The following is a 16,533-nucleotide window of genomic DNA, read 5'->3' on the forward strand; positions in this document are numbered from 1 at the left end:
CAAGGGTAGCCCATGCCAACGCGCAGGTATCGCTGTCGAGCAGGCTCTTCTTTTCCGGGGGACGCAACGAAATGCGTCGCTGCGGCGTTAACAGACATCAACCAACATCAGGAAACGTTCACGGTGCTCGGCTTTCCAGCATTCACGGGGCATGGCGAGCCCGGCCGGCAGGGCCACAGCGATGCCGCGACGCGCGCCTCGGTGGAAAGCGCCCTTCATGCGGCCGCCGATATCGAAGCCGGCGAAATCACCGTCAGCATATCGGGCTCCTATGTGATCCTGGAAGGTTTCGTGCGCCAGCGGGGTGATGTCGAGCGGGCGATCGAGATCGCCGAGGGCGTCGTCGGCCGGGGCTATGTGCGTGCTCGCTTGCTGCGACGCTAGACGGCTCGCGCTCATCTCTTTGCGATGCATGAAGGGAACCAAAATGCTCTCTCGCGTGTTGAAAGGCCGGACCTAAACGCTGGAGACTCTCATGCAGTTGCTTCCTCGCCTCTGGGCAACGACCTTGATAGTGGGTTGCGGTGTCTTTGCCGGCTCCGCCCATGCTTCGCTGGAAACCGGCACGAATTATTCCGCTTTGCCGAAGGACCAGATCGCCCTCAACGAATATACCGGGACCGTCGCCTGCCAGCCGGTAGAGCCTCACTATCTCCCCTCTTTCATTCGCGCGGCGGACGGCACGATCATCGGCGTCGGTTATGTCGAGATCGAGAATGAGAGCGGCGCGGATTGCTGAAAAAAGGCGGTCCTGCTCGGACGAGGCTCGCCTGCGTTTCCGCAGAGGTGACGAGCCTCTAACCATCATCATGATGGCTGGGCATCTTTTATTGATGCAGCTGTACCAGGCGCAACGCCCTTTGCACCAAAACCCGGCACGCACCTCTTGCAGGGTTAAACCAAAATTAAAGCATTGTCCCGTTCCGGCACGCTTGCGCGCCCAGAAGGCGAAAATCGCCCGAAATTCCTTGCCGAACTGCTAATGCAACTTCAGCTTCGCCTCTTCGGCTGCCGCCAGAAACTCGGCTCTTGCTTCTTCCACGCTCTTGCGCCCATCGAGCGCTGCCCGGCAGGTGCTGCGGGCCTTGATATAACGAAGCCCGCGCATACTCGGCCAGAGATCCGCCAGACACTTCAGCGCATCGAACGGCCCATTGACCGTTCGCGCATCGGCATCTTCGAAACCAACCTTGACCGGGCTGTTCCATCTTTCAGTTGCCATCGACGCTCCTCCACGATTTTCGACAGAAACGAGCGCAGCATCTCCCAGTTCCTCCGGGGAGACTTTGCGTTAGTTAATACTCTAGCCTGATTTTTGCCGTCAGCAATGGTGGAATGCATTGCGGCTGATGAGGCGAAATGTCCTCTTGATGAGATTCACCAAGCGACCGGTGTGCGCGGGCCAGGAATTTCGTTGGGATTTGCAATCATGACGCCCCAGCGCAAGGGGAATTTTTGGAGGGTGCAACCATTCCTATGGCGCCGGCGCGGCATCATAGCTACCATGCTCTCGAAGCTGAGGGCTCCACATGGGTTTAGGTCGAAATCTGATCCAGGCTGCTTTTCTCTGCGGGGCCTTGGCAATGCCGGTCCTCGCCCGCGGGGCAGAGGTGTCTGCTGAAGACGCTCTGCTGACGCGTCTCTCCATTGAAACCGTGCCACGACTCCAGCGGGAATATTTGCGGGCGACCCTGACACCCCAGGATGAAGGCACGGCGATAGATGTTGCTGCCTATGTTTTGTCTAAGACTTTTGATCGGTGTTATGTCGAAGGTATATTCGATGGAACTTTTTCGTGGCTTCACGCGCCAATTAAAGACGAAGTGTTGGTCACCAGAGAACTGATTGAACAGTGGCAGTTTTCGCCGTTTATATCTTACTATCTCGAGGTAACCGAGATTCCCGACTGCGCAAACAACAGCGTGCTGCTTCCCAGCTGTCACTAGCTTTGCCGTGGGGCGCAAAGGGAGGTCATATTCTTACCGAAAAACTGGTGCTGCCGAGTGGGATTGAACCACTGACCTCACTTTTACCAAGGGTCGCCTGTGGTCCGTCGACAATTGTCCCCATCGTTGATTGCCCCTTGAAGGGGTGGTTTTTAATTGCTTGTTTCTGAGCAGGAGATTTGTAGTGGGTTGGCACGCATACATTGATGAAAGCTACTCACCGGATAAGGATGCCTACGTTATTGGCGGCTGCATATCAACCAAGGAGGAGTGGGCTTCGTTCTCTACGGAGTGGCAATCCTACTTATCGCGATTTGGTCGGGTGGACGAGTCTGGGCTTCGATATTTTCACATGCAAGAAATGGCTTACAATCTTGAAGAGGTCGGCTTTTTCTATTGCGTAATGCAACTTTATGTCGCAGCGTACATTTCAGTGCGCTTCAATAAGTCTGATTTTGAACGAGCGATGAGGCGGATCTATATTCCTGGTAAGATCGTGGAATGGGATCGCCCGAACTATTACTGGATCGCGTTTCGCTGCCTGTTGGACAAATTCCATCTTGAAAGAGAGAAGCTTGCAGACTTGATCCCCTTGGATGAAACGGTTCAGTTTCACATGGATCAAATCTCAAGCGGGAAAGTGGTTGATAAGCTTTGGCCAGAATACATGCAGAACCGAAGCGACATGATGCGAGAGCGCTACGCTGGAATACCGACCTTCGAAAGCGACAAGAACTCTCTTCCGCTGCAGGCAGCAGATCTGTGGGTATGGTGGGTCCGCAAATGGTGCGATCTTAACCAGACCCACCGCATAACCGCTCATGATTTTGACGGCTTTGCGAAGTCCGCCAAACGGCGAACTCCGAGGGTGACGGTCGATATCTCCTTTTCGGAAGATGAATTCTTGCCTACCATGGAGAGATGGGCAAAATCCCAGTCAGGGGGAAACCACGTCATGGTTTTACCAAGGGGCGCGGCGGAGTTTGATTTGCCGCAATTCTCTTCACAATCGCATTTTAGTATTGCCCGATATCCGTAGTAGTTCATGTGGGACTTCGGCGTTGATCGCAGTGAAACGTCGCGTTGAATTTGCTCAAGGGTTCACGAACCTTCCCAAGCTGAATATCCATTCAGGGCCGCCACGAGTACTCTTGATGCTGTTTTGTGCAAGATCGCGCCAGACGCGTTGCCAGTCTTCCAACTGAATTTGTTGAGAGAAAACTGGTGCTGCCGAGTGGGATTGAACCACCGACCTCACCCTTACCAAGGGTGTGCTCTACCACTGAGCTACGGCAGCAGGACCAGGACCCGTGCGAGCCGTGTGGCTCAATCGCGAGAACGGGGGGCTATTGCCACAGCTTGGCGGCCAGCGCAAGCCGCAAATTCCAACTTCGCGTCGATTGGGATGAAGGGACTTTTGGATTGGCGCGAATTCAGCTAATCCTGTCGCATGAATGAAAAGACCGAAACCGGCCAGCAGAGCCGCAAACAGGCGATCGAAGCGCAGGCGAAATTGCGCCGCGAGCGCGCCGCCGAAAAGCTCAGGGAAAATCTGGGGCGACGCAAACAGCAGGTCCGCGCCCGCCGTTCGGGCCAAGCCGACGAAACAAATGGGCTGCCCGCCGCAAAAATGGACGAATCGTAATGTTCCGTCCGTCGCGAATTGAAGCGTGTCGAGAAATCCCCTAAACACCTCACTCCTTATTCCAAGGCAGAACTTTCAGGAAAGGCGGGCTCGGCCCGTAAGCGCACATGGATCGTATCAGAATCGTCGGCGGTAATGAGCTGAATGGCATCATTCCGATTTCCGGCGCCAAGAATGCCGCACTGCCGCTGATGATCGCCTCGCTTCTGACCAGCGATACGCTGACGCTCGAAAACGTGCCGCATCTGGCCGACGTCGAGCTGCTGATGCGCATCCTCGGCAATCACGGCGTCGATGTCGCCGTCAACGGCCGCCGCGAGCGCCAGGAAGACGCCTATTCGCGCACGATCCATTTCACCTGCCGCACCATCGTCGATACCACCGCATCTTATGAACTGGTTTCGAAGATGCGCGCCTCCTTCTGGGTCATCGGCCCGTTGCTGGCGCGCGAAGGCCATTGCCGCGTTTCGCTGCCGGGCGGCTGTGCCATCGGCACGCGCCCCGTCGATCTCTTCATCGAAGGCCTGACGGCGCTCGGCGCCACCATGGAAATCGATGCCGGTTATATCAACGCCAAGGCGCCCGCCGGCGGCCTGATCGGCGCCCGCTACACTTTCCCGAAGGTCTCCGTCGGCGCCACCCATGTGATGATGATGGCGGCAACGCTTGCCCGCGGCACGACTGTCATCGGCAATGCCGCCCGCGAGCCTGAGGTCGTCGATCTCGCCAACTGCCTGAACGCCATGGGCGCCAAGATATCGGGCGCGGGTACTGCGACGATCACCATCGAAGGCGTTACTTCGCTCTCCGGCGCCCGCCATCGCGTCCTGCCGGATCGCATCGAGACCGGCACCTACGCCATGGCCGTCGCCATGGCCGGCGGCGACGTTGTGCTCGAAAATACCGACGTGGCGCTGCTCGAGACCGCGGTGGAAACGCTGCGCCGCGCCGGCGCGGAAATCTCGTCGACCAACAACGGCATGCGCATCAAGCGCAATGGCGCCGGCATCAGGCCGGTCGATATCGTCACCGATCCTTTCCCGGGTTTCCCGACCGACCTGCAGGCGCAGTTCATGGCGCTGATGACCCGCTCCTCCGGCGTCTCGCATGTCACCGAGACCATCTTCGAAAACCGTTTCATGCATGTGCAGGAGCTTGCCCGCCTCGGCGCCAGGATCTCGCTGTCCGGCCAGACGGCGAAGATCGAGGGTGTCGAGCGCCTGCGCGGTGCGCCTGTCATGGCGACCGATCTGCGCGCCTCCGTCTCGCTCGTCATCGCCGGCCTTGCGGCCGAGGGCGAAACCACGGTCTCCCGCGTCTATCACCTCGACCGCGGTTTCGAGCGGCTCGAGGAGAAGCTGACCCGCTGCGGCGCTATCGTCGAGCGCATCAGCGAGTAAGCACCGTTCATCCCGGTTGCGTAATTGGTCGCCGCGCCTTATTTCCCTTGTCTGACGCATCGCCATTCCGGCGGTGCCCGGCCTAGGCCGGTAATGGGATGAGGCTGAATGACCGACCTGAAACTTGTTGCGCTCGATAACGAGGATCTTGCGATCATGTCCGCGCATATGCAGGACAGCGTCTTCAAGGTCGGCGACATCGACTGGTCGCCGCGTGACGCGCAGTTCGCGCTTGCCGCCAATCGTTTCGTCTGGGAAGGTGCCGAGCGCAAGCGCAAGGGTTTCGAGCGTCGCCGGGCTGCCCTGGTCTTCAAGCGCGTGCTGGCCGTCCGCTCGCTCGGCATCGATCGTGGCAAACGCGACGAGGTGCTGTCGCTGCTGGCGCTGCGCTTCGAGCAAACGGGCGAGGGGCCGGAGGGCACGATCGAGCTGTCGCTGTCCGGCACGGCCTCGATTGCGCTCGATGTCGAATGCATCGAGGTCCAGCTGGCCGATATCGGCGGTGCCTGGGAGGCTTCCTCCAAGCCTCGTCACCGCTAATGCATGTCGCCCGGAAGTGTGCAGCGGTTCCGGGATAACGACATGCATAAAACAATGAGTGTTTGACGCCCTAAAGTTTGAACATCGCAGTTTCGAGTTGAGAAGGAATATCGGCCTTGGCAATCTGGCTGGATCAGGCATCGGAAGGTTTCGAGCAGCATTTTGCCGCCTTTCTGACGACGAAACGTGAAGTCTCCGAGGATGTGAACATCGTCGTTCGCGCCATCATCGATGACGTGCGCGCCCGCGGCGATGTGGCACTGGCCGAATATTCGCTGAAATTCGACGGCATCGATTACGCCACCGTCCCGATGCGCGTCACACCTCAAGAGATCGACGCCGCCGTCGAGGCGGTGCCTTCGGAAGTGCTGGGGGCGTTGAAGCTCGCGGCACTCCGCATCGAATCCCACCATCGCCGGCAGCTGCCGAAGGACGATATCTACGAGGACGACCTCGGAGTCGGTCTCGGCTCGCGCTGGACGGCGATCGAAGCGGTCGGGCTCTATGTTCCGGGCGGCACCGCGAGCTATCCAAGCTCGGTGCTGATGAACGCCGTGCCGGCCAAGGTTGCCGGCGTCGATCGCATCGTCATCGCCGTTCCCGCCACCGGCGGCGCCGTCAACCCGGCGGTGCTTGCCGCCGCCAAGCTTGTCGGCGTCACGGAGATTTATCGTGTCGGCGGCGCCCAGGCGATCGCGGCTCTTGCCTACGGCACCGAGACGATCGCCCCGGTCGCCAAGATCACCGGCCCCGGCAATGCCTATGTCGCCGCCGCCAAGCGCCATGTCTTCGGCACCGTCGGCATCGACATGATCGCCGGCCCCTCCGAGGTGCTTGTCATTGCCGACAAGGACAATAATCCGGATTGGATCGCAGCCGACCTCCTGGCGCAGGCCGAGCACGACGTCAGTTCCCAGGCGATCCTGATCACCGACGATGCCGCATTCGGCAAGGCGGTGGAGCAGGCGGTCGAACGCCAGCTGAAGACGCTGAACCGCGCCGAGACGGCGGCAGCGAGCTGGCGGGATTTCGGCGCGGTCATCCTCGTTGCCGATCTCAAGCAGGCCATTCCCTTGGCAAACCGTATCGCTGCCGAGCATCTGGAGCTCGCCGTCGTCGATCCGGACCGGCTGCTCGACGGCATCCGCAATGCCGGCGCGATCTTCATGGGCGCCCATACGCCTGAGGTCATCGGCGATTATGTCGGCGGTTCGAACCATGTTCTGCCGACGGCGCGTTCGGCGCGCTTCTCATCCGGCCTTTCGGTGCTCGATTTCGTCAAGCGCACCTCGATCCTGCGCCTTGGGCCCCAGCAGCTCCGCACCCTTGGCCCGGCGGCGATCGCCCTTGCCGTTTCCGAAGGCCTCGATGCCCATGCGCGATCGGTCGCGATCCGCCTCAACCTCGAAAGGTGAGGGCATGGCGAAGGGCGAATTCCGGCTTTGCGACGTCGTCCTTGACGATACGATCGGCCGTTCGACGCCCGATGTCGAGCATGAACGCGCGGTCGCCATCTTCGATCTGATCGAGGAGAACAAGTTCGAGCCGCTCGGCCATGTCGGCGGACCTTACCGGCTGAACATCTCGCTGGTCGATTCGAAACTGGTTTTTGCCATCACCACCGAAGAGGGCGGCGGCGTCGCCACCCATATCCTGTCGCTCACGCCCTTCCGGCGGATCGTCAAGGATTACTTCATGATCTGCGAGAGCTATTACGAAGCGATCCGTTCGTCGACGCCGAGCCGCATCGAGGCGATCGATATGGGCCGGCGCGGCATCCACAATGAAGGCTCGCAGACGCTGAAGGATAGGCTGGCCGGCAAGATAGAGGTCGATTTCGATACCGCCCGGCGCCTTTTCACGCTGGTCTGCGTGCTCTACTGGCGCGGATGACGGCAATGGAGCGCGCCGCCGATGTCGAGGAGGGAAAGCGGCCAGGCGCCATCCTCTTCATGTGCGGGATGAATGCCATCCGCTCGCCGATAGCCGAAGCGATCGCCCGTAGCATTCTGCCGGCCAACACCTATATCAGGTCTGCTGGCGTTCGCGCCGGCGAGCGCGATCCCTTCGTGGATGCCGTGCTCGATGAAATCGGGCTTTCCCTCGGGCGCCGCCAGCCGCAGACGCTGGAAGAACTCGAGGATGATTATTTCGATCTGATCATCACGCTGTCACCGCAGGCCCATCATGCAGCACTTGAGCTGACCCGGTCGAATGCGGTCGATGTCGTCTACTGGCCGACCATGGATCCGACGGTTGCAATCGGAACGCGCGAGCAGATTCTGGAGAGCTATCGCGAGGTCCGCGATCATCTGGCCGGCCTCATCGAAAGCCGGCTACTCAAACGAAATGGCATTGCCGCGCAATCGGCATGAAAACAAATAAAGGAAAGCCTGATCAACGAGGTTCACAAACCTGCGTTGATTGTGTAGTTTCCGCCCAAATTTTAAAGGCGCGCGCTGCGCTGCCTATTCAACCCACAGGAAGAAAACACTTATATGCCTAAAGAAGAAGTCCTCGAATTCCCGGGAATCGTCACCGAACTTCTGCCGAATGCGACGTTCCGCGTGAAGCTCGAAAACGAACACGAGATCATCGCCCACACCGCCGGCCGCATGCGCAAGAACCGCATTCGCGTTCTCGCCGGCGACAAGGTGCTTGTGGAAATGACGCCCTACGATTTGACCAAAGGCCGCATCACCTACCGTTTCAAGTAAGTTCGCCCGAAGGTCCTGCAAGGGTTTTTGCTCCCGTCTGCCGATGGTCGAGGTTCCATGGCGCTGAAATACAAGCTCATTCTGGCCTCGGGCTCGCCCCGTCGCGTCGACCTGCTCAACCAGGCCGGCATCGAGCCCTCGCGCCTGATGCCGATGGATATCGACGAGGCGCCGAAGAAGTCGGAGCATCCGCGTTCGCTCGCCCGCAGGCTTTCGGCTGAGAAGGCCGAAGCAGCCCTTGCCGCCATCAAGGGCGATATCACCTGGAAGGGCAGCTATATCCTGTCTGCCGATACGGTGGTCGCCGTTGGCCGGCGAATTCTCGGCAAGGCTGAGTTCGCTGACGAGGCGTTGAACTCGCTGCATCTCCTCTCGGGACGCAACCATATGGTCTACACCGGCGTTTGCCTGGTGACCCCGGATCGCAAGGTCCGTCAAAAGATCGTCGAGACCAAGGTGCGCTTCAAGCGTCTCTCCGGCTTCGAGATCGAGAATTACCTGGCCTCCGGCCAGTGGCGCGGCAAGGCAGGCGCCTACGGCATCCAGGGCCTCGCCGGCACCTTCGTGCAGAAGATGGTGGGCTCCTACACCAATGTCGTCGGCCTGCCGCTTTATGAAACCATTCTGCTTTTGACCGGCGAAGGCTTCGATGTGCATAGCCGGTGGCCCGAGGGCTGAGCCCGACGGCCGATGCTTAAAGTGCGTCACGATTTTTCAGATCCGCGCGTCGCGCTTTAAGGCTTTGTTTTTACGCATGTCGTTGTCGCAAGACCGCTACACACTTTTACGCGACATGCTTTAGGACGGACCGATATGCCTGAAGACAAGAAACCGGCCGCCAAGGTCGAACCGCTGCGCAAGACGCGCCCTTGCCCCGAATGCGGCAAACCTTCCCACCGCGAGCATTACCCCTTCTGCTCAAACCGCTGCCGCGAGGCCGACCTCTCCCGCTGGCTGACCGGAGCCTATGCCATTCCGGTTGCCGACGACGAGACGAAGGCTGATTATCCGGATGAGGAAAACTAGAGAATTCCGCCCGCGAAGCTCTTATTTTTCCTCATGAATCCGCAAAGCCGGCAAGACCGTCAAAAAAGAGTCATTTGACGCTTGCCATGGGCGAACAAGATGCTATAACCCCGCTCGCTTCCGGGGTGAACCAAGGCCCCACGGTTCTTTTTCGAAAAGGGACCATCGGAAGCAGGTTAGCCCAGGTAGCTCAGTTGGTAGAGCAGCGGATTGAAAATCCGCGTGTCACTGGTTCGATTCCGGTCCTGGGCACCACTGCTATCAACGTAGTTTTCATTGTATTTTTTTATATCCGCATCATCGGTGCGCGCGGGCATCCGATCGAAAGAACCTGCAGAATTTCACAAATATCGCCATTGGCAATATTATTGTTGAAAAATAATTCGCTTTCAGCTATATTTGGCTCATGAAAAGGATCGCCTACAGCAAGGCTGCCGCGAAGGCACTCCGCAAGATGCAGCCGAAGCGCGCAGCGGCGATCGTCGCCAAGGTCGAAGCCTTCGCCAACGGCGAGACGGTCGACCTCAAGAAGCTGCAAGGCAGCGAATTTTTTCGAATTCGTGTCGGGCAGGACCGCGTCATCATCGACGATCAGACCATGCAGGTCCTCGTCATCAAGGCCGGCCCACGCGGCGACGTCTATAACGAATAGGAGACCACCATGGGTGAAATCCAGAAACTGACTATCGACGGCAAGGGGTACGTGCTGCTTTCCGAAGACGACTATCAGGACCTTGTCGACGTCAGCGACGCGCGTGCCGCAAAGGCGCGTATCGACGCTGGCGAAGAGACCTGGCCTGAAGACGTCGTCAAGGCGCTGATCGCCGGTGAAGATCCTGTCCGGGTGTTCCGTAAGCATCGCGGCATGAGTATCAAGGAGCTGGCTGAAAAGTCCGGGCTCTCCCAGCCCTACCTTTCCGAAATCGAGACCGGAAAGAAGGAGGGCTCCCTGGACGCACTCAGGTCGATCGCCAGCGCGCTGGACGTCGACCTTGACGATGTGGCTTGATGCATACGCATCCCCACATGGGAGGACTGATGAGCACCGACGATCGTGAATTCGCGAATGCCGCATTCCGCAACATGTTGGACCTGTTCATTACACCGGAAGTAACGATCGGCAGCCTGCGCTTGAAGACGTAGACGCGCCGGGCGGCCACGTTGTGATCGAGCTTACTGTTTTTCGAGCCGTATCCCTTTGCCCCACTTGGGGAGGCTCCCTCGTCCAAAAATATGATCCCGCCCTCCTGATATGCAGGGCCAGAAGGCGGCCAACAAACCCCTCAGTTTGAAGGGTTAGTGTCGCCCTTTCAATGTCTTCGCCAGCATCTCGCTCAGTGTTGCCGCCGAGAGCATGGATTCGGCCAAAAGCTTCTTGAGCTTCTGGTTCTCTTCCTCCAGTGCTCTCACCCTTTTGGCATGGAGACCGACATTTCCGAACTGCAAGGATTGCCACCGATAGAAGGTCGGCTCGCTGATACCGTGCTTGTGGCAAACATCTGCCACCGTCACTCCGGCTTGGTGCTCCTTCAGAATACCGGTAATCTGATCATCGTCGAATTTTCGCTTGCCCATCACGGTCTCAGTCCTCGCGAAATGCTCTGTTGAAACTGTCGAGGAGTGGTCTGACAGCATAGAGCGCCACGCTGCTTTTGCCGGTTTCGATCAGTGTCTGTGCGGGCATCCCGGCGACCAGCTCGACATCTTTCATTTTCGCCAACCGCTCGTCCGTTACACGGATTGTCGCGGCAAAGTAGGGCTGGCCGCTCTGCGGATCGGTGAGACGGTCCGCTGATACATACTCCACTCGACCTTTCAGGAGTGGAACGCGCCGCTGATTGTATGGAAGGAGGTGGACCTGTGCCTCGAGCCCGGCATGGACAAGATTGATGTCTTCCGGTCTGACGTGGGCAGACACGACAAGGCGATCGGAGCGTGGCAGAAGATCGACGAGCGGTTCACCCGCGCCGATCACCCCACCTGATGTGTGGATGCGCAGGTTCATGATTGTTCCATCTTCGGGAGCACGGATATCGGTCCTTGAGAGTTGGTCGTCGATCGCCCGCAAACGCTCGCGCAGTTGCATGATCCGGCTCTCCGTATCGCGCATGCCTTGGGCGACTTCGCTCAACCGGTCGCTCTCCAGCTTTGCGAGATCGGCCTGCGACCCGCTGATCACCTGGTAGGCGCGAGAGATCTGTGCCTCGACTTGACCCTGCTGGCCATCAAGGTCTGCTTTTTCCCGCTGGAGGTTGAGAAGTCTGCTCCTTCTTTCCAGTCCTTTGGCGCTGAGGATCGTAACCTGATCCAGTTCTTGGCTCGAGATTGTCGCTCTGTCGGCCAGTGCTGCCTTCTGCGCGCCAAGTCCGACGATTTCTTGCCGCACCTGCGCGATCTTTTCGTTGGCGATCTGAATTTCCGCCTGCATGACCCGGCGACGGGCTTCGAAGATTTTCTGTTGCCCGATCAGAATTGCGCTGACCGAAGGATATTTGTCCATTGCTGCCCTGAGATCCTCAGGATAGGCGACATGGTCGCCGCCCGTCTGCTCCGCAAGCAGGCGGGCGCGGCTTCCTTCGGCGTCCCAAAGTTGCCCTTGAATGCTGTCGCGCTCCGAGCGGGACTTCGTATCGTCGAGCTCTATCACGATTTGCCCGCCCATGACCGCATCGCCGTTTTTAACGAGTATCCGTCGGACAATCCCGCCTTCCAGATGCTGAATGGTCTTGCGGCTGGACTCCGGTTCGACAACGCCGGATGCGATCGCAGCGCTTTGCAGCGGCGCCAGGACCGACCAGATTCCCAATCCGACTATGAAGACCAGGATCAACAAGTTCCCCGTCCAAACAACACCTCTGAGCCCCGGCATGGGCGAAGGGGGGGCGGGTCCGCGCTGTTTCGACTCGATCACCGGCAAATAGGCCGTCTGTTGCCTGGCCGTCGCTGTCGATCGTGGAACCAACCGCCGACCCGTCCCCGACGAATCTGGAAATGACGAATTTGAAAATTTCGCCGGCGTTGCGTCCAGTTGAACAAGGGCCATGGCAGCGTTTCTCCCTATGTTCCTGTTCGCGACGGTGGTTGAAGATAGGTTTCGTAAATCCGCTCGCTGTCGCCGAAGGCTGCCACCGTCCCGTTACGCATGATGGCAATCTTGTTGGTGACCGGTAGGATCCCCATCCGGTGAGTCATGATAACGACGGTCATCCCCCTGGATTTCATGCGCTCGATTGCCGTGAACAGCATGCGTTCGCCGTCATAATCCAGGCTCGAATTCGGATCGTCGAGAACGATCAGAGACGGATTTCCATAGGCCGCCCGTGCCAAGCCCAGCTGTTGGCGCTGCGCTCGAAGGAGCAGGTTTCCACCTTCACCGATATCGGTCTCGTAGCCCTGGGGCAGCCGCATGATCGCGTCGTGCAAGCCAACCAGCTTTGCGGCGTCGATCGCTTTGCCGGGATCTCCTCCGTCCAGCCGGCCGATCACATCCTTGATCGCTCCGCCGAAAAGTTCGATGTCCTGTGGCAGATATCCGACGTGGCGGGTCCCCCCGCAAAGGCGCAGAGCTGAGATATCGACCCCGCCGAGAAGAGCACATCCGCTCGTTGCTTGCACAACGCCTGCTATGACGCGACCGAGTGTCGATTTTCCCGATCCCGAAGGACCGATGAGCGCTATGCAATCGCCGGGCGCGAGGCGCAATGTGATGCCTGTCAATATCGGCCGATCGGCGAATGGCTTGATATAGCTGACGTTATCGAGAACGAGGCCATTGGGTTCCGGTAACGGCACCATTCGAGCATCGTGTTCAGATGCAACTGATATCAGCATTCCGTTCAAGCGAGTGAAGGCATTGCGCGCAAACGTAAAGGAGCGCCATGCACCTATTGCGCCCTCGATTGGTGCAAGCCCGCGTCCGAGCAGCAGGCTCGCAACGAAGATGATCCCGGCACTGCCATTGTTTGCGAGCACCAGCCAGGTGGCGGATCCCATCATGAGGATCTGCGCGAGGGTGCGGATCGATTTGGAGAAACCAAGAATGATCTCCGTTCGATGCATCGCGATGTCCTGCGCCCTTCTTGCCATTTCCGCATCGCGATAGACGATCAGCGCTGCGCCATCCTGCATGCCCATTGCCCGGATCACCTCGATGTTTTTGAGGGCGGTCGCAAATCGGATATAGCTCCTCGAAAGGGCAAGATTGGCGTAGGCAAGCGGCTCTCTCGTCGCCAGGTCCGTCAGGAACGCAAACAGCAGAAGTGCAAGCGCGCTCAGAAGACCGATGGTCCCAAGCAGCGGATGAACAAGAAAGAGCAGGAACAGGAATACCGGTGCCCAGGGAACATCAAAAAAGAGCGAGCTAGCCGGTGAATCGAGGAACTGGCGTAGTGCGGCCAGGTCCCTGTAGCATTCCGTGGCGGCTCCCGTATCGGCGCGAGCGGCATATTCGAACGATGCTGTCAGCACCATGGGCCGCAGCCTGTGGTCCAGCCAACTGCCGATGCGCGAAAGAGCTGCTCTGCGCACGATATCCAGCGTGGACCCGACCATCACGCCGATGGCGATGATCATCGTCAGCATCAGGAGCGTATCAGCGCTTCGGCTCGACAGGACCCTGTCATAGATCTGCAGGAGATAGATGGACGGCGCGAGAAGAAAGAGATTGTAGCCGCAGCTATAGAGGAAGACCAGCCCGAATGCCCCGGCACAAGCCCGGAGCGCAACAACAAGCTGTGTCGGCGGGCGCGGTGGCTTTATGGAAATTGTTGTCATTATCAGATCTCGCTGCACTTGATACTGACAAGAAGAGGCTGCTTACCTTGAGGGCCGCCGGCCGAAACCAGCGGCCCTTGAGGTCTGAGTTCAGGAGCCGAGATGGTCGACGTCGATATGGCCGAAGGCGTTTATGAAGTGATCGAGAGAATTGTTCACCGTCGTCGTTTCGGGATCCGTGTGAACCAGAGCTGACGAGATATCGCCGCCCAGAGCGTTGTTTCCGTTGCCGCCGTTGCCGCCGACGCCTGCGAGGATGGTCGCATGCTGATCGGCCAGAAGCTGCGTATATTGTGTCGCGGTCGTCGCCGCATTCACGGTAGCCGTGTCGCCGCCGCTCGAGTTTCCTTGGCTGCCGTTGGAGTGGGAATCTCCCCCCGCGCCGCCGTCGCCGCTGTTCGTGACCGCCGCCAGGAAGCCGTTCTTGGCCTGAGCAAAGCCACCGTCTCCGCCACTGCCGGCGTCCCAACCTGCCTTCTGCCAAACGTGATCGCCATTGTGCAGATGGGTATCCGCCCCGTAGACCGTTTGCACGGGGTCCACATATGCAACCGGGTTGTAGTTGATGTTCCCATCGTTGTGGCCATCTCCGCCGTTGCCGGCCTTCGCGTCACCCGCATCCGGGTTGTTGAGATGAATCGTGTCGGATATCTGTGGAATAGGCATTGATGTCACTCCTTCTACTTCGTTTCATCAGTGTTACTTTTACGGCGTGGGTATCCAGCATGTCACCGCCAGCCAATACAACCGCAGTCAAATACTGCCTGCGATTTAATCTGTGAACTATCTAGATATTCGGTGATGTTCCTTCGGATGTATACTTGCAGGTGACGAAGCGTTATTTTTGATTAGTACGAAGTGATTTGAGGCCGGATGGCATTGTCATGATCATGTCTGCGACCTCGTCGAAACGACGCCGCTTTTCGAAACAACGGCCGCCCAAGCGAACCGACTGCATTCCGGGCTTCTGATCAGGCTGCGCTTGGCGGAGGAGACCCCCGCTTGGAGCTGAAAAGCTTTCATGACCCGCCGCGAGAACGAGGGTGCAAGATGTAGGGCCTCTAACCCAAACGGGGATTGAGTGCTCGCAAACTCGCACAACGGGCGCTGCGGTCATGACGGCCAAATGGCTACAGAACTAGCCGATGGGATGTAGACGAATTGCAGGCTCTGCTTTTCTGACGTTCAGAGGCACAATGCCTGAACAATTCAGGCTGCATGGCGCCGCACGCTCGGTGGACGTGCGGTTGACCGCGGATGGAGACGGTAATGGCGGAAACTCGTTCCTTATTGGAAGACTTGCCCAAGGCGGGCACCGATCAACACCTCGCCTCCAATGTGGCCGCGGGACATCTGGCGCTGGTGCCGACTTGGCTTCCATTGGATGTCGCTTCCGGTCCAAGCTCTAATTCAGCCGGCAGCGGTGGTGACGGGATAAGCGAAGGCGTGATCAGCAGCAACGCGTCGGCCGTTTTCATGCCGTCCAATGCCGCTATTGCGGGACCTCATTCGGGTGCCGACGCTTTCCAGGGCAATGATGCGCTCATCAATCAGCATCCCACCGAAATGGCCGGGATAGGCGGGAATGGCGGAAGCGGCAATGTTGCCGTCGGCAGCGGCGATGGCACCAATCATGCCGGCACCGGGGGCAGTGGGCTTTTCTACGGTGGACTCGTAAGCACCGAAGTCGCGCTGTTTGCCCCCGTCAATACCGCCGTGGCTGCAGGCCCCGGCGCGACGGCTCACGCTGACCAATCGAACAACGCCCTGTTCCTACAGGGCGCAACCCAGATCGGCGGCATGGGCGGCTCGGGCGGAGACCATAACGTCGCGAGCCATGGCCCGTCGATGAGCCCGGGAACTGCGCTCACATTGACCGGCGACTTTTATGCAGGTCATGGTGGCGATGGATATTTCGTCGGCACTATGGTTGACGTGAGTATCGCCATCTTCTCGCCGATCAATATCGCCATCGGCGCCGCGGGCGGCTCGGCGGAGGCCCATCAGACAAACAATGTCATTTTCGATCAGGGAGCTGTGCAGATCGCAGGCATCGGCGGCAATGGCGGTGGCTTCAACCTGTCGTCAGACACGATTTTCACCGGCAACCATGCGCTCGGCGGTGGCGGTGACGGGGTCGGATCGTCAACCGGCAGCATGGTCGATGTCAATTTCGGCTATTTCCATCCCATCAACATTGCCGTTCCCGCCGGTGGGACGGCGGACGCCCAACAGGTCGACCATGTTCTCTATGATCAACATGCGCTCCAGTTGGCCGGCATCGCAGGCCACGGCGGAGACGGTAACCTCACGGACGCCCATTCGGCTCTCGTAGACGACATTCTGAGCTTCATGCATAGCTAGAGCCTTTCCATTTTTCTTCGAAGCACGGAAATGCTCTCTTTGTTTCCACGCAATTCCGGACGCAAAACCGCTATGCACTTTTGCTGGAATTGCTCTGGCGGATAGCCTCCCCACTTGCATTG

General features: G+C 58.8%; 21 protein-coding genes and 2 tRNA genes. 17 read left to right on the plus strand and 6 right to left on the minus strand.

The genetic code is table 11. From position 1 onward, the window contains the following. Positions 1-123: 123 nt before the first annotated feature. Together C3Y91_RS14485 and C3Y91_RS14490 are read left to right on the plus strand one after the other, a co-directional pair. On the plus strand, positions 124-384 hold the full coding sequence (locus tag C3Y91_RS14485) for a BON domain-containing protein (protein WP_138334478.1): 261 nt from the start codon (positions 124-126) through the stop codon (positions 382-384). A 91-nt stretch (positions 385-475) separates the two neighbouring features. Further along, positions 476-739 (plus strand): hypothetical protein, encoded by a 264-nt coding sequence (locus C3Y91_RS14490; RefSeq protein ID WP_012755985.1) that lies wholly within the window; start codon positions 476-478, stop codon positions 737-739. A gap of 240 nt (positions 740-979) precedes the next feature. On the opposite strand, the gene C3Y91_RS14495 is transcribed toward C3Y91_RS14490, so the two are convergent. Next, on the minus strand, positions 980-1,222 hold the full coding sequence (locus tag C3Y91_RS14495) for a DUF982 domain-containing protein (RefSeq protein ID WP_017990228.1): 243 nt from the start codon (positions 1,220-1,222) through the stop codon (positions 980-982). A 307-nt stretch (positions 1,223-1,529) separates the two neighbouring features. Between C3Y91_RS14495 and C3Y91_RS14500 the strand changes: the two genes are divergently transcribed. Both C3Y91_RS14500 and C3Y91_RS14505 read left to right on the plus strand, forming a co-directional pair. Beyond that, entirely contained in the window at positions 1,530-1,946 is a 417-nt protein-coding gene (locus tag C3Y91_RS14500) for a hypothetical protein (RefSeq protein WP_168575496.1), read from the plus strand. Positions 1,947-2,130: 184 nt separating this feature from the next. Continuing rightward, on the plus strand, positions 2,131-2,985 hold the full coding sequence (locus tag C3Y91_RS14505; RefSeq protein ID WP_168575497.1) for a DUF3800 domain-containing protein: 855 nt from the start codon (positions 2,131-2,133) through the stop codon (positions 2,983-2,985). A 183-nt stretch (positions 2,986-3,168) separates the two neighbouring features. Here C3Y91_RS14505 and C3Y91_RS14510 read toward each other — a convergent pair. After that, positions 3,169-3,243: transfer RNA gene (locus C3Y91_RS14510), tRNA-Thr, on the minus strand. A 153-nt stretch (positions 3,244-3,396) separates the two neighbouring features. On the opposite strand from C3Y91_RS14510, the gene C3Y91_RS14515 reads away from it, so the two are divergent. From C3Y91_RS14515 to C3Y91_RS14570, 12 genes are all read left to right on the plus strand, one after another. Next, complete coding sequence (locus C3Y91_RS14515) at positions 3,397-3,591, plus strand: hypothetical protein (protein WP_003556333.1); 195 nt, start codon at positions 3,397-3,399, stop codon at positions 3,589-3,591. Positions 3,592-3,698: 107 nt separating this feature from the next. After that, on the plus strand, positions 3,699-4,991 hold the full coding sequence (gene murA / locus C3Y91_RS14520; protein WP_018072483.1) for a UDP-N-acetylglucosamine 1-carboxyvinyltransferase: 1,293 nt from the start codon (positions 3,699-3,701) through the stop codon (positions 4,989-4,991). Between the two features lie 108 nt (positions 4,992-5,099). Further along, on the plus strand, positions 5,100-5,531 hold the full coding sequence (locus tag C3Y91_RS14525; RefSeq protein ID WP_018072484.1) for a DUF2948 family protein: 432 nt from the start codon (positions 5,100-5,102) through the stop codon (positions 5,529-5,531). Positions 5,532-5,647: 116 nt separating this feature from the next. Then, positions 5,648-6,946, plus strand: coding sequence for a histidinol dehydrogenase (gene hisD / locus C3Y91_RS14530; protein ID WP_168575498.1), 1,299 nt, complete (start codon positions 5,648-5,650; stop codon positions 6,944-6,946). 4 nt (positions 6,947-6,950) lie between these two features. Beyond that, complete coding sequence (locus C3Y91_RS14535) at positions 6,951-7,424, plus strand: UPF0262 family protein (RefSeq protein WP_018072486.1); 474 nt, start codon at positions 6,951-6,953, stop codon at positions 7,422-7,424. After that, positions 7,421-7,906 (plus strand): arsenate-mycothiol transferase ArsC, encoded by a 486-nt coding sequence (locus tag C3Y91_RS14540; protein ID WP_018072487.1) that lies wholly within the window; start codon positions 7,421-7,423, stop codon positions 7,904-7,906. The genes C3Y91_RS14535 and C3Y91_RS14540 overlap by 4 nt, the downstream gene beginning before the upstream one ends. A 123-nt stretch (positions 7,907-8,029) precedes the next feature. Next, complete coding sequence (gene infA, locus C3Y91_RS14545) at positions 8,030-8,248, plus strand: translation initiation factor IF-1 (protein ID WP_003545338.1); 219 nt, start codon at positions 8,030-8,032, stop codon at positions 8,246-8,248. Between the two features lie 57 nt (positions 8,249-8,305). After that, on the plus strand, positions 8,306-8,926 hold the full coding sequence (locus C3Y91_RS14550; protein WP_003545339.1) for a Maf-like protein: 621 nt from the start codon (positions 8,306-8,308) through the stop codon (positions 8,924-8,926). 135 nt (positions 8,927-9,061) lie between these two features. Continuing rightward, complete coding sequence (gene yacG / locus C3Y91_RS14555) at positions 9,062-9,274, plus strand: DNA gyrase inhibitor YacG (protein WP_018072488.1); 213 nt, start codon at positions 9,062-9,064, stop codon at positions 9,272-9,274. A gap of 179 nt (positions 9,275-9,453) precedes the next feature. Continuing rightward, a tRNA-Phe gene (locus tag C3Y91_RS14560) sits at positions 9,454-9,529 on the plus strand. Positions 9,530-9,680: 151 nt separating this feature from the next. Then, on the plus strand, positions 9,681-9,926 hold the full coding sequence (locus C3Y91_RS14565; RefSeq protein WP_130671923.1) for a type II toxin-antitoxin system RelE family toxin: 246 nt from the start codon (positions 9,681-9,683) through the stop codon (positions 9,924-9,926). Between the two features lie 9 nt (positions 9,927-9,935). Further along, a complete protein-coding gene (locus C3Y91_RS14570) occupies positions 9,936-10,283 on the plus strand; it encodes a helix-turn-helix domain-containing protein (protein WP_003545376.1) in 348 nt (115 codons plus the stop codon). A gap of 287 nt (positions 10,284-10,570) precedes the next feature. On the opposite strand, the gene C3Y91_RS14575 is transcribed toward C3Y91_RS14570, so the two are convergent. The 4 genes from C3Y91_RS14575 to C3Y91_RS14590 form a co-directional block, all read right to left on the minus strand. Beyond that, complete coding sequence (locus C3Y91_RS14575; RefSeq protein WP_024320990.1) at positions 10,571-10,849, minus strand: transposase; 279 nt, start codon at positions 10,847-10,849, stop codon at positions 10,571-10,573. A 7-nt stretch (positions 10,850-10,856) separates the two neighbouring features. Then, entirely contained in the window at positions 10,857-12,317 is a 1,461-nt protein-coding gene (locus tag C3Y91_RS14580) for an HlyD family type I secretion periplasmic adaptor subunit (RefSeq protein WP_024320989.1), read from the minus strand. Positions 12,318-12,331: 14 nt separating this feature from the next. Beyond that, on the minus strand, positions 12,332-14,047 hold the full coding sequence (locus C3Y91_RS14585) for a type I secretion system permease/ATPase (protein ID WP_024320988.1): 1,716 nt from the start codon (positions 14,045-14,047) through the stop codon (positions 12,332-12,334). Positions 14,048-14,137: 90 nt separating this feature from the next. Then, positions 14,138-14,713, minus strand: a complete 576-nt coding sequence (locus C3Y91_RS14590) for a hypothetical protein (RefSeq protein ID WP_018072494.1) — start codon at positions 14,711-14,713, stop codon at positions 14,138-14,140. Positions 14,714-15,316: 603 nt separating this feature from the next. On the opposite strand from C3Y91_RS14590, the gene C3Y91_RS14595 reads away from it, so the two are divergent. Next, a complete protein-coding gene (locus tag C3Y91_RS14595; RefSeq protein ID WP_168575499.1) occupies positions 15,317-16,411 on the plus strand; it encodes a hypothetical protein in 1,095 nt (364 codons plus the stop codon). Positions 16,412-16,533 lie beyond the last annotated feature (122 nt).

The organism is Rhizobium ruizarguesonis (assembly GCF_012349115.1).
Classification (GTDB): domain Bacteria; phylum Pseudomonadota; class Alphaproteobacteria; order Rhizobiales; family Rhizobiaceae; genus Rhizobium; species Rhizobium ruizarguesonis.